The organism is Bradyrhizobium sp. Pha-3, assembly GCF_042258325.1.
Taxonomy (GTDB): Bacteria; Pseudomonadota; Alphaproteobacteria; order Rhizobiales; family Xanthobacteraceae; genus Bradyrhizobium; species Bradyrhizobium elkanii.
The window spans coordinates 3684246-3698866 of record NZ_CP170151.1 but is presented as its reverse complement, the minus strand read 5'-3'; the positions used below and the strand labels follow the sequence as shown (position 1 = coordinate 3698866).

Genomic DNA, 14621 nt, shown 5'->3' with positions numbered 1-14621 from the left:
GAAGTTCGCACCCCTCAGGCGATGTGGTGCGGATCATAGGTGATCACCGTGCCGTTCGTGGTGTCGGCCTTCTCGGCAAAGCCGGTCGGATCGTATTGACCGAGCAGGACGATGTTGGCCGTGTGGACGCCATCCGACACCGTCAGAGTGCCGCCGGTCCCCGCCTGGTTCTCGGTAAAGCTCAACGTGGTGCCGGCGCCGAAGCTGATGCCCTTGATATCGATGTCGTCATTGCCATCGAGGCCGCTCACCGTGCCGGAGAAGTGGAACGCATCATCCAGGATCAGGTGGCCAGCGGCGGTCGTGTCGAAGGTGACGCCCGCCGCCGAGGCTGACCCGAACTCGATGGTGCCGGCCCCGCTAATCAAGGCGTTGCCGCTACCGGTAACCTCGCCCGCGGCGGTGACCGTGCCGCCATTGGCCCAGATCAGTCCGCTGTTGGTCACCGCACTGGCGAGCACTAGCCCACCCGCACCGGTCGCCTCCAGCGTCCCGGCGTTAGCGATCACATTGGTGCCGGTGTCGATCACCAAGGCATGGGTGCCGGTGGCGTCGATGGTGCCCTCGTTGCTCAGCGTCAGGCTGCCCTGCCCGAGCTGGCCCGCGCCGGAGATCACGTTGTCGACGTTGTCGAGCGTGACGTTGGGAGCCGTGCCAGCGATGATGTTGTGGTCATCGTCGGAAAGGGTCACCTGGCCGCCGCCTTCCAGCTTGATGCCGGTCTGGATCAGTTGCAGCCAGGTGTCATCGCCCGAGCCCTGCAGGTCGATTTCGCCCGTGTTGTTGATGATACCGGAAAGCGGCAGCATAGCCCCGTCCCCGATCGTCATCACGCCCGGATTATCGACGGTCGGCGTCACGTCGAACTCGAAGTTCGCCACGGTGAGATCCGATGCATGCACACCATCGAGTGTGATCGTCTGTCCGTCGGCCAACGTGATCACAGCATTGCCGCTCGCGTCGTCCACGGTGTGGGCCTGGACGTCCGCGAAGCTCTGCCATCCGTAGCTAATCAGGTCGATCACGTCGGAGGACACCTCGAAGCTGTGGACAACGTCGTTCCCGATTGGCTGCGAGAACACGAACGTGTCGTGGCCAGGAGCTCCGGTCAGATTGTCATCGCCCGACCACGCGAAGATCGGCGAATTCTTCGCGTAGACCTCAACGTTATTCGAGATGAAGGATGTCGCTGCACCACCATCCGCGCTGGTGTAGTGATCCACGATCTGTAATGAAACAGCCCCTACATATCCGAGTGGAGAGGTGATCGAAAGAGTCTCCGCATGAAGCGTCTGTACAGACCAGCTGCCGTCAGCATTCATCTGTCCTTCCGAAAGCGTCCAGCCAGACGGAATACCGGCAATGGTAAAATCGTCGCTGCCCACGTGTCCTGTGAGTCCAAGGTCTATCGTCTCGCCAGACACCCCAGCGGGCTTCAGACCGGTTTTCGTGGCTGAAGTGTTTGTGTTGCCGTTCGTATCTTGGAACGCGCCAGCTGCAATCGTGATGTCGTAGGAGGAACCGTTGTTTCCGCCCTTGTCGACATTAAAAACGTAGGTCGCATGACCATTGCCGTCGTTGCCAAAAGTTCCGTTGCCCGTGACCTGAGTTCCGGGATTGTTCGCGAATGTGACAACGCTGCTGAGATTGGCGAACGTTGCACTTACAGTTCCGGGCGCGGAGGCGAACGTTATCGTCACCTCGCTCGGATTGTTAGCATTCGACTGTTTGGAATTGATCACCGCGCTGATGAGCTGCGAGTCGGTGGTACCCTGAATGGTAATGTTGATAGCTTGCTGCGTTCCATCAACCGTCGTGACGGTGAACGAGTCTGGCAGGGTTTGACCTGTATTGAGTGCGTTCACTGTGGGATCGAAGTTGTTCAATGTGTAGGTCCACACGCCTCCGGCAGTCATCGTATAGCTGCCATGGCTTGTCGTACCTGACGAGGCCGTAAACGTATTGGGAGGATTGTCCACATCGGTATCTGTTAACGTGCCGGTCGCAGTTGGTGTACCAGATCCGTTGCTTTGTGCGGCTTCGATAACGATTCCAGTTTTCGTGCCCGATATCACCGCCGCATCGTTAGTGCCGTTGATGGTGACGACCAGCTGCGCCGTGTCAGTGAGGTTGCCAGGGTCTTTGACCGTGTAGGTAAAGGTGTCGGTCAGCGTGCCGCCGCTGTTGAGCGCCTGCACCGCCGTGTCGCCATTGTTGACGGCGTAGCTGTAGCTGCCGTCGGCATTGAGTGTCAGCGAGCCGTGCGCGCCGGTCAGCGCCGAGCCAACCGTGCCGGAGGTACCCGAGCCGGCTTCCGTGCCGGTGCGGATCGCCGAGACCACCAGCGATGCAGTGGTGTTGTCGACGTCGGTGTCGTTGGTCAGCACGTTGCCGGTCGCGTTCGAGCCCGGCGTTCCATTGCTGACCCCGCCGGCCTCGGTCGCCGAGCCGGTGTCATCCACACCCACTGGCGCGTCGTTGGCGCCGTTGATGGTGATCGTGAGCACCGCCGTGTCGGTGAGATTGCCGGGGTCCTTGACCGTGTAGTTGAAGCTGTCGGTCAGTGTGCCGCCGGTGTTGAGCGCCTGCACCGCCGCGTCGTTGTTGTTCACCACATAGGTGTACGAGCCATTGGTATTGAGCGTTAGCGTGCCATGCGCGCCCACCAAGCCGGAGCCCAGGGTCCCGGCCGAGCCGGAGCCTTCGACTGCTCCGGTGCGGATCGCCGAGACCACCAGCGATGCAGTGGTGTTGTCGACGTCGGTGTCGTTGGTCAGCACGTTGCCGGTCGCGTTCGAGCCCGGCGTTCCATTGCTGACCCCGCCGGCCTCGGTCGCCGAGCCGGTGTCATCCACACCCACTGGCGCGTCGTTGGCGCCGTTGATGGTGATCGTGAGCACCGCCGTGTCGGTGAGATTGCCGGGGTCCTTGACCGTGTAGTTGAAGCTGTCGGTCAGTGTGCCGCCGGTGTTGAGCGCCTGCACCGCCGCGTCGTTGTTGTTCACCACATAGGTGTACGAGCCATTGGTATTGAGCGTTAGCGTGCCATGCGCGCCCACCAAGCCGGAGCCCAGGGTCCCGGCCGAGCCGGAGCCTTCGACTGCTCCGGTGCGGATCGCCGAGACCACCAGCGATGCAGTGGTGTTGTCGACGTCGGTGTCGTTGGTCAGCACGTTGCCGGTCGCGTTCGAGCCTGCGGTGCTGTTGCCGGTGCCGCCCGCCTCGGTGGCCGAGCCGCTATCGTCAACCGCGACCGGCGCGTCGTCGGTGCCGTGGATCGTGATGGTCAGAGTCGTGCTGCTGGTGCCGCCCTGGCCGTCGCTCACCGTGTAGGTGAACGTGTCTGTCAGCGTGCCGCCAACATTGAGCGCGTCAACCGTCGGGTTCGCATCGTCAATGACGTAGCTGTAGCTGCCGTCGGCATTGATCGTAACCGTGCCATAGGCCCCGGCCAGACCCGCACCAACCGTCCCGCCCGCCACCGCGCTAACGACCAGGTCGCTATGCACGTTGTCGACGTCGGTGTCGTTGGTCAGAACGTTTCCGCTCGCCGCCGTCGCCGGCGTGATGCCGCCCTCGTTCGCAGAACCGGTGTCCGCAACCGCGACCGGCGCGTCGTCGGTGCCGTGGATCGTGATGGTCAGAGTCGTGCTGCTGGTGCCGCCCTGGCCGTCGCTCACCGTGTAGGTGAACGTGTCTGTCAGCGTGCCGCCAACATTGAGCGCGTCAACCGTCGGGTTCGCATCGTCAATGACGTAGCTGTAGCTGCCGTCGGCATTGATCGTAACCGTGCCATAGGCCCCGGCCAGACCCGCACCAACCGTCCCGCCCGCCACCGCGCTAACGACCAGGTCGCTATGCACGTTGTCGACGTCGGTGTCGTTGGTCAGAACGTTTCCGCTCGCCGCCGTCGCCGGCGTGATGCCGCCCTCGTTCGCAGAACCGGTGTCCGCAACCGCGACCGGCGCGTCGTCGGTGCCGTGGATCGTGATGGTCAGAGTCGTGCTGCTGGTGCCGCCCTGGCCGTCGCTCACCGTGTAGGTGAACGTGTCTGTCAGCGTGCCGCCAACATTGAGCGCGTCAACCGTCGGGTTCGCATCGTCAATGACGTAGCTGTAGCTGCCGTCGGCATTGATCGTAACCGTGCCATAGGCCCCGGCCAGACCCGCACCAACCGTCCCGCCCGCCACCGCGCTAACGACCAGGTCGCTATGCACGTTGTCGACGTCGGTGTCGTTGGTCAGAACGTTTCCGCTCGCCGCCGTCGCCGGCGTGATGCCGCCCTCGTTCGCAGAACCGGTGTCCGCAACCGCGACCGGCGCGTCGTCGGTGCCGTGGATCGTGATGGTCAGAGTCGTGCTGCTGGTGCCGCCCTGGCCGTCGCTCACCGTGTAGGTGAACGTGTCTGTCAGCGTGCCGCCAACATTGAGCGCGTCAACCGTCGGGTTCGCATCGTCAATGACGTAGCTGTAGCTGCCGTCGGCATTGATCGTAACCGTGCCATAGGCCCCGGCCAGACCCGCACCAACCGTCCCGCCCGCCACCGCGCTAACGACCAGGTCGCTATGCACGTTGTCGACGTCGGTGTCGTTGGTCAGAACGTTTCCGCTCGCCGCCGTCGCCGGCGTGATGCCGCCCTCGTTCGCAGAACCGGTGTCCGCAACCGCGACCGGCGCGTCGTCGGTGCCGTGGATCGTGATGGTCAGAGTCGTGCTGCTGGTGCCGCCCTGGCCGTCGCTCACCGTGTAGGTGAACGTGTCTGTCAGCGTGCCGCCAACATTGAGCGCGTCAACCGTCGGGTTCGCATCGTCAATGACGTAGCTGTAGCTGCCGTCGGCATTGATCGTAACCGTGCCATAGGCCCCGGCCAGACCCGCACCAACCGTCCCGCCCGCCACCGCGCTAACGACCAGGTCGCTATGCACGTTGTCGACGTCGGTGTCGTTGGTCAGAACGTTTCCGCTCGCCGCCGTCGCCGGCGTGATGCCGCCCTCGTTCGCAGAACCGGTGTCCGCAACCGCGACCGGCGCGTCGTCGGTGCCGTGGATCGTGATGGTCAGAGTCGTGCTGCTGGTGCCGCCCTGGCCGTCGCTCACCGTGTAGGTGAACGTGTCTGTCAGCGTGCCGCCAACATTGAGCGCGTCAACCGTCGGGTTCGCATCGTCAATGACGTAGCTGTAGCTGCCGTCGGCATTGATCGTAACCGTGCCATAGGCCCCGGCCAGACCCGCACCAACCGTCCCGCCCGCCACCGCGCTAACGACCAGGTCGCTATGCACGTTGTCGACGTCGGTGTCGTTGGTCAGAACGTTTCCGCTCGCCGCCGTCGCCGGCGTGATGCCGCCCTCGTTCGCAGAACCGGTGTCCGCAACCGCGACCGGCGCGTCGTCGGTGCCGTGGATCGTGATGGTCAGAGTCGTGCTGCTGGTGCCGCCCTGGCCGTCGCTCACCGTGTAGGTGAACGTGTCTGTCAGCGTGCCGCCAACATTGAGCGCGTCAACCGTCGGGTTCGCATCGTCAATGACGTAGCTGTAGCTGCCGTCGGCATTGATCGTAACCGTGCCATAGGCCCCGGCCAGACCCGCACCAACCGTCCCGCCCGCCACCGCGCTAACGACCAGGTCGCTATGCACGTTGTCGACGTCGGTGTCGTTGGTCAGAACGTTTCCGCTCGCCGCCGTCGCCGGCGTGATGCCGCCCTCGTTCGCAGAACCGGTGTCCGCAACCGCGACCGGCGCGTCGTCGGTGCCGTGGATCGTGATGGTCAGAGTCGTGCTGCTGGTGCCGCCCTGGCCGTCGCTCACCGTGTAGGTGAACGTGTCTGTCAGCGTGCCGCCAACATTGAGCGCGTCAACCGTCGGGTTCGCATCGTCAATGACGTAGCTGTAGCTGCCGTCGGCATTGATCGTAACCGTGCCATAGGCCCCGGCCAGACCCGCACCAACCGTCCCGCCCGCCACCGCGCTAACGACCAGGTCGCTATGCACGTTGTCGACGTCGGTGTCGTTGGTCAGAACGTTTCCGCTCGCCGCCGTCGCCGGCGTGATGCCGCCCTCGTTCGCAGAACCGGTGTCCGCAACCGCGACCGGCGCGTCGTCGGTGCCGTGGATCGTGATGGTCAGAGTCGTGCTGCTGGTGCCGCCCTGGCCGTCGCTCACCGTGTAGGTGAACGTGTCTGTCAGCGTGCCGCCAACATTGAGCGCGTCAACCGTCGGGTTCGCATCGTCAATGACGTAGCTGTAGCTGCCGTCGGCATTGATCGTAACCGTGCCATAGGCCCCGGCCAGACCCGCACCAACCGTCCCGCCCGCCACCGCGCTAACGACCAGGTCGCTATGCACGTTGTCGACGTCGGTGTCGTTGGTCAGAACGTTTCCGCTCGCCGCCGTCGCCGGCGTGATGCCGCCCTCGTTCGCAGAACCGGTGTCCGCAACCGCGACCGGCGCGTCGTCGGTGCCGTGGATCGTGATGGTCAGAGTCGTGCTGCTGGTGCCGCCCTGGCCGTCGCTCACCGTGTAGGTGAACGTGTCTGTCAGCGTGCCGCCAACATTGAGCGCGTCAACCGTCGGGTTCGCATCGTCAATGACGTAGCTGTAGCTGCCGTCGGCATTGATCGTAACCGTGCCATAGGCCCCGGCCAGACCCGCACCAACCGTCCCGCCCGCCACCGCGCTAACGACCAGGTCGCTATGCACGTTGTCGACGTCGGTGTCGTTGGTCAGAACGTTTCCGCTCGCCGCCGTCGCCGGCGTGATGCCGCCCTCGTTCGCAGAACCGGTGTCCGCAACCGCGACCGGCGCGTCGTCGGTGCCGTGGATCGTGATGGTCAGAGTCGTGCTGCTGGTGCCGCCCTGGCCGTCGCTCACCGTGTAGGTGAACGTGTCTGTCAGCGTGCCGCCAACATTGAGCGCGTCAACCGTCGGGTTCGCATCGTCAATGACGTAGCTGTAGCTGCCGTCGGCATTGATCGTAACCGTGCCATAGGCCCCGGCCAGACCCGCACCAACCGTCCCGCCCGCCACCGCGCTAACGACCAGGTCGCTATGCACGTTGTCGACGTCGGTGTCGTTGGTCAGAACGTTTCCGCTCGCCGCCGTCGCCGGCGTGATGCCGCCCTCGTTCGCAGAACCGGTGTCCGCAACCGCGACCGGCGCGTCGTCGGTGCCGTGGATCGTGATGGTCAGAGTCGTGCTGCTGGTGCCGCCCTGGCCGTCGCTCACCGTGTAGGTGAACGTGTCTGTCAGCGTGCCGCCAACATTGAGCGCGTCAACCGTCGGGTTCGCATCGTCAATGACGTAGCTGTAGCTGCCGTCGGCATTGATCGTAACCGTGCCATAGGCCCCGGCCAGACCCGCACCAACCGTCCCGCCCGCCACCGCGCTAACGACCAGGTCGCTATGCACGTTGTCGACGTCGGTGTCGTTGGTCAGAACGTTTCCGCTCGCCGCCGTCGCCGGCGTGATGCCGCCCTCGTTCGCAGAACCGGTGTCCGCAACCGCGACCGGCGCGTCGTCGGTGCCGTGGATCGTGATGGTCAGAGTCGTGCTGCTGGTGCCGCCCTGGCCGTCGCTCACCGTGTAGGTGAACGTGTCTGTCAGCGTGCCGCCAACATTGAGCGCGTCAACCGTCGGGTTCGCATCGTCAATGACGTAGCTGTAGCTGCCGTCGGCATTGATCGTAACCGTGCCATAGGCCCCGGCCAGACCCGCACCAACCGTCCCGCCCGCCACCGCGCTAACGACCAGGTCGCTATGCACGTTGTCGACGTCGGTGTCGTTGGTCAGAACGTTTCCGCTCGCCGCCGTCGCCGGCGTGATGCCGCCCTCGTTCGCAGAACCGGTGTCCGCAACCGCGACCGGCGCGTCGTCGGTGCCGTGGATCGTGATGGTCAGAGTCGTGCTGCTGGTGCCGCCCTGGCCGTCGCTCACCGTGTAGGTGAACGTGTCTGTCAGCGTGCCGCCAACATTGAGCGCGTCAACCGTCGGGTTCGCATCGTCAATGACGTAGCTGTAGCTGCCGTCGGCATTGATCGTAACCGTGCCATAGGCCCCGGCCAGACCCGCACCAACCGTCCCGCCCGCCACCGCGCTAACGACCAGGTCGCTATGCACGTTGTCGACGTCGGTGTCGTTGGTCAGAACGTTTCCGCTCGCCGCCGTCGCCGGCGTGATGCCGCCCTCGTTCGCAGAACCGGTGTCCGCAACCGCGACCGGCGCGTCGTCGGTGCCGTGGATCGTGATGGTCAGAGTCGTGCTGCTGGTGCCGCCCTGGCCGTCGCTCACCGTGTAGGTGAACGTGTCTGTCAGCGTGCCGCCAACATTGAGCGCGTCAACCGTCGGGTTCGCATCGTCAATGACGTAGCTGTAGCTGCCGTCGGCATTGATCGTAACCGTGCCATAGGCCCCGGCCAGACCCGCACCAACCGTCCCGCCCGCCACCGCGCTAACGACCAGGTCGCTATGCACGTTGTCGACGTCGGTGTCGTTGGTCAGAACGTTTCCGCTCGCCGCCGTCGCCGGCGTGATGCCGCCCTCGTTCGCAGAACCGGTGTCCGCAACCGCGACCGGCGCGTCGTCGGTGCCGTGGATCGTGATGGTCAGAGTCGTGCTGCTGGTGCCGCCCTGGCCGTCGCTCACCGTGTAGGTGAACGTGTCTGTCAGCGTGCCGCCAACATTGAGCGCGTCAACCGTCGGGTTCGCATCGTCAATGACGTAGCTGTAGCTGCCGTCGGCATTGATCGTAACCGTGCCATAGGCCCCGGCCAGACCCGCACCAACCGTCCCGCCCGCCACCGCGCTAACGACCAGGTCGCTATGCACGTTGTCGACGTCGGTGTCGTTGGTCAGAACGTTTCCGCTCGCCGCCGTCGCCGGCGTGATGCCGCCCTCGTTCGCAGAACCGGTGTCCGCAACCGCGACCGGCGCGTCGTCGGTGCCGTGGATCGTGATGGTCAGAGTCGTGCTGCTGGTGCCGCCCTGGCCGTCGCTCACCGTGTAGGTGAACGTGTCTGTCAGCGTGCCGCCAACATTGAGCGCGTCAACCGTCGGGTTCGCATCGTCAATGACGTAGCTGTAGCTGCCGTCGGCATTGATCGTAACCGTGCCATAGGCCCCGGCCAGACCCGCACCAACCGTCCCGCCCGCCACCGCGCTAACGACCAGGTCGCTATGCACGTTGTCGACGTCGGTGTCGTTGGTCAGAACGTTTCCGCTCGCCGCCGTCGCCGGCGTGATGCCGCCCTCGTTCGCAGAACCGGTGTCCGCAACCGCGACCGGCGCGTCGTCGGTGCCGTGGATCGTGATGGTCAGAGTCGTGCTGCTGGTGCCGCCCTGGCCGTCGCTCACCGTGTAGGTGAACGTGTCTGTCAGCGTGCCGCCAACATTGAGCGCGTCAACCGTCGGGTTCGCATCGTCAATGACGTAGCTGTAGCTGCCGTCGGCATTGATCGTAACCGTGCCATAGGCCCCGGCCAGACCCGCACCAACCGTCCCGCCCGCCACCGCGCTAACGACCAGGTCGCTATGCACGTTGTCGACGTCGGTGTCGTTGGTCAGAACGTTTCCGCTCGCCGCCGTCGCCGGCGTGATGCCGCCCTCGTTCGCAGAACCGGTGTCCGCAACCGCGACCGGCGCGTCGTCGGTGCCGTGGATCGTGATGGTCAGAGTCGTGCTGCTGGTGCCGCCCTGGCCGTCGCTCACCGTGTAGGTGAACGTGTCTGTCAGCGTGCCGCCAACATTGAGCGCGTCAACCGTCGGGTTCGCATCGTCAATGACGTAGCTGTAGCTGCCGTCGGCATTGATCGTAACCGTGCCATAGGCCCCGGCCAGACCCGCACCAACCGTCCCGCCCGCCACCGCGCTAACGACCAGGTCGCTATGCACGTTGTCGACGTCGGTGTCGTTGGTCAGAACGTTTCCGCTCGCCGCCGTCGCCGGCGTGATGCCGCCCTCGTTCGCAGAACCGGTGTCCGCAACCGCGACCGGCGCGTCGTCGGTGCCGTGGATCGTGATGGTCAGAGTCGTGCTGCTGGTGCCGCCCTGGCCGTCGCTCACCGTGTAGGTGAACGTGTCTGTCAGCGTGCCGCCAACATTGAGCGCGTCAACCGTCGGGTTCGCATCGTCAATGACGTAGCTGTAGCTGCCGTCGGCATTGATCGTAACCGTGCCATAGGCCCCGGCCAGACCCGCACCAACCGTCCCGCCCGCCACCGCGCTAACGACCAGGTCGCTATGCACGTTGTCGACGTCGGTGTCGTTGGTCAGAACGTTTCCGCTCGCCGCCGTCGCCGGCGTGATGCCGCCCTCGTTCGCAGAACCGGTGTCCGCAACCGCGACCGGCGCGTCGTCGGTGCCGTGGATCGTGATGGTCAGAGTCGTGCTGCTGGTGCCGCCCTGGCCGTCGCTCACCGTGTAGGTGAACGTGTCTGTCAGCGTGCCGCCAACATTGAGCGCGTCAACCGTCGGGTTCGCATCGTCAATGACGTAGCTGTAGCTGCCGTCGGCATTGATCGTAACCGTGCCATAGGCCCCGGCCAGACCCGCACCAACCGTCCCGCCCGCCACCGCGCTAACGACCAGGTCGCTATGCACGTTGTCGACGTCGGTGTCGTTGGTCAGAACGTTTCCGCTCGCCGCCGTCGCCGGCGTGATGCCGCCCTCGTTCGCAGAACCGGTGTCCGCAACCGCGACCGGCGCGTCGTCGGTGCCGTGGATCGTGATGGTCAGAGTCGTGCTGCTGGTGCCGCCCTGGCCGTCGCTCACCGTGTAGGTGAACGTGTCTGTCAGCGTGCCGCCAACATTGAGCGCGTCAACCGTCGGGTTCGCATCGTCAATGACGTAGCTGTAGCTGCCGTCGGCATTGATCGTAACCGTGCCATAGGCCCCGGCCAGACCCGCACCAACCGTCCCGCCCGCCACCGCGCTAACGACCAGGTCGCTATGCACGTTGTCGACGTCGGTGTCGTTGGTCAGAACGTTTCCGCTCGCCGCCGTCGCCGGCGTGATGCCGCCCTCGTTCGCAGAACCGGTGTCCGCAACCGCGACCGGCGCGTCGTCGGTGCCGTGGATCGTGATGGTCAGAGTCGTGCTGCTGGTGCCGCCCTGGCCGTCGCTCACCGTGTAGGTGAACGTGTCTGTCAGCGTGCCGCCAACATTGAGCGCGTCAACCGTCGGGTTCGCATCGTCAATGACGTAGCTGTAGCTGCCGTCGGCATTGATCGTAACCGTGCCATAGGCCCCGGCCAGACCCGCACCAACCGTCCCGCCCGCCACCGCGCTAACGACCAGGTCGCTATGCACGTTGTCGACGTCGGTGTCGTTGGTCAGAACGTTTCCGCTCGCCGCCGTCGCCGGCGTGATGCCGCCCTCGTTCGCAGAACCGGTGTCCGCAACCGCGACCGGCGCGTCGTCGGTGCCGTGGATCGTGATGGTCAGAGTCGTCGTCGAGGTCTGCCCGGCGGTGTCCTTCACCGTATAGCTGAACGTATCGGTCAGCGTGTCGCTCGAGGTGCGCAGCGCCTCCACCGCGCCCTGGCCGTTGTTCACGGTGTAGGTATAGGAGCCATCGGCATTGAGATGCAGGGTGCCGTGCGCACCAACCACATCGGTGCCCGCCCCGGAACTCAACGAGGTACTGATGGTGCCTGCCGCAACGCCTGCGACCGTCTTGGTGTCGCCCGCATCGACGTCGGTATCGTTGGTTAGCACGTTGCCGGTCGGATTGACCCCGGCCGTGCCGTTATTCACCCCGCCCGCCTCGGTCGCCGAGGCCACGTCGGCCACCGCGACCGGCGCGTCGTCGGTGCCGTGGATCGTGATGGTCAGAGTCGTCGTCGAGGTCTGCCCGGCGGTGTCCTTCACCGTATAGCTGAACGTATCGGTCAGCGTGTCGCTCGAGGTGCGCAGCGCCTCCACCGCGCCCTGGCCGTTGTTCACGGTGTAGGTATAGGAGCCATCGGCATTGAGATGCAGGGTGCCGTGCGCACCAACCACATCGGTGCCAGCCCCGGAACTCAACGAGGTACTGATCGTGCCTGCCGCAACGCCTGCGACCGTCTTGGTGTCGCCCGCATCGACGTCGGTATCGTTGGTCAGCACGTTGCCGGTCGGATTGGCCCCGGCCGTGCCGTTGCCAACACCGCCTGCCTCCGTTGCAGAGGCAATGTCGGCCACCGCAACCGGCGCGTCGTCGGTGCCGTGGATCGTCACCGTCAGCGTCGTGGTAGCCGTCGCCCCCGTGCTATCCTTCACCGTATAGGAGAACGTATCCGTCAGCGTGTCACTAAACGTGCGTAGCGCTTCTACCGCGCCCTGGCCGTTGTTCACGGTGTAGGTATAGGAGCCATCGGCATTGAGATGCAGGGTACCATGCGCACCAACCACATCGGTGCCGGCGCCGGAACTCAACGAGCCACTGGTGGTGCCCGCCGCAACGCCGGCAACCGTTTTGGAAGCAGCGCTGAAATCGAAATCGTTCGTTAGGACGTTGCCGGTCGGATTGACGCCAGCAGTGCCGTTATTAACACCGCCCGCTTCTGTCGCCGATGCTGTATCGGCAATGGCTGCGATAGTAAGATTGCCCGAGGCGTCACGTACTTCAACTTTCTCGATCGCCGAAACCTGCAAGTTGAGCGTCTTGAAGGTATAAATCGTGCCGTCCGCCTGTCCGGTCTGCGCACTGATGTGCGCAGGGACCCAAATATTCTTATAGTACGAGATCTCGGCCTGAATATCTGCATCGGCTAACTGCGCGGCGCTCAGCCAGATCTGGAGCGTATCAGCGTCCGGCGTTGCGCCCGCCTTGCCGAGCTGTACGGCGCCATTTCCGCCGTCGTAGGAGTCGTAGCCCTGGAACGTTGTACCCGAGACGATCGTAGACGCGCCAACAATCCCGAGACTCGTCTGATCGGTTCCAGAATAAATAATCCCGCCGCTGATTTGCTGGTTGGTGGCAGTGAAGCCGGTCGATCCCAAGATGTACTGATTTTCGTATGCCTTGTAGATCAAGATATCCGACCCTGATCCGCCTAGGACGGTGTCAAAGCCGCTGCCGCCATTGAGGGTGTCGTCTCCGGAACCACCGTTGAGACGATCATTGCCGGCACCGCCGGACAGCGTGTCGTCGCCCGAGCCCCCGACAAGATTGTCACTGCCGCTCGTGCCCGTGAGGATGGTGGTGCCGCTGGCGCTTGCCATTAGAGATGCTCCAATATTCTTTTCGTACAAATTCGCGCGCAACTACAGATTCAGCTAATTGATCAAATGGATGTTGGACTAACTGGCTCGAATTCCTGGACGACGGTTTGGGCTGACAAGCGAAACCGCGGCTTCGCTCGGCCAGGACAGCGTGTGGAATGGATCGTGCGCGGCGCTCAACGGCGGCGCTTCCAAAAGTGCATCAATTGAGCACGCCGGCCGATCAATTAATGTGTGCGGATCATTAGCCGGGATAACCAAGTGCTCGATCGAAAGATCGCCTGACAATGAGGAAGATAAATTTCCGTGGAGGCGCGATTCAACTTCGGACCAGAGGATTGGCGGTTCGGCCCTCCCAATGAAATTCACGCGACTCAATACACACTCCTAAAAACTCTGCCGACGCAGAGCAGGTGTGATTGCAGTCGAAAATCAATTCATCAAACTACCCAAACGCTCGCTTAAAAAAATCTGCGAGCGCTTCGACCGACAAGCAATTGCCACGCCTTCTCGATTATTTGCTCGTCTGCCGCGCTGTGAAAGACTTCGAACGCACTACCCTGCCCGATACGGTGCGGCTCTGAACTCCGCACGCCCTTAAAATTTCTGTCTTTAAACTGTTTCTTCGTGGGAAGGCTTGCCGTCTGTGTCCGCAAAAATGCGAGCAAGCATCCCTAGAAGCTAATTTAGATGCAATTTGCCGCAAATTTGCGCCGCCGTCTAGCACCAAGCGAAATCTCCGCCTTTAACATTAATGTCGAACCGGCAAAGGGTTCCTTTGCATCATGCGCTGGTATCCGGGACTCTACGGGGAAGCCGCGACACGCGGCGGTCCCACGCGCGCCCATGAAGTCACGGTCCGCTCGCTCCATCGGTGAAGAACGGCTCGACACCGCGCTGTTTGTGTTGAATGACTGACCTCTTCCAACGTCCTACCGGCATGGGGCTAGTACGACGATGATGGCGATCTAGATCTGACCGCTCCCTTCGCGGACCTGGCCCCTCTCAATAACACGTCCCGGAGTCCCCTCCGAGCCGGCCGCAACTCTCCCCGTTGGATTGCCGCCACTGCGTGACCGCCAGCGGCGGCTTGCTCGCGTCCGCCGGCGCGGCCGATAGCCTGCTGCGCTCCTCTTCGAGGAGCTGCGAATGAAGCTTCTGGATCTGGATGTTGCGCTCGAGCAGCGACATCGTTCTTGTCTGAACCTGCTCGGCCAGCGCCTTGCGCAGCGCATTCTCGCGGTCGAGCAGTTCGGGAAACGGCAGCAGCGGCCGGACGAGGTCGGTCGCCTTGATCACGCAGGACGCCCGCGCCACGGCTTGCGCGATCTGATCCGGAAACGCGCTCCGGCATTCCGCGAGCGCTCCGCTCAGGTTGACCGTTGCCGCCGTCGGTACCGGTGTCGCCTCCGGCATCGTTGTCGCCGC

The 14621-nt window shown here is 63.8% G+C and carries 2 protein-coding genes; both read right to left on the bottom strand.

All coding sequences use genetic code 11. The annotated features are described in order from the left end of the window. Positions 1 to 14: 14 nt before the first annotated feature. Entirely contained in the window at positions 15 to 13193 is a 13179-nt protein-coding gene (locus ACE10X_RS17015; RefSeq protein WP_375764329.1) for a VCBS domain-containing protein, read from the bottom strand. 1005 nt (positions 13194 to 14198) lie between these two features. Further along, a complete protein-coding gene (locus tag ACE10X_RS17010) occupies positions 14199 to 14609 on the bottom strand; it encodes a hypothetical protein (protein WP_375764328.1) in 411 nt (136 codons plus the stop codon). Positions 14610 to 14621: the final 12 nt, after the last annotated feature.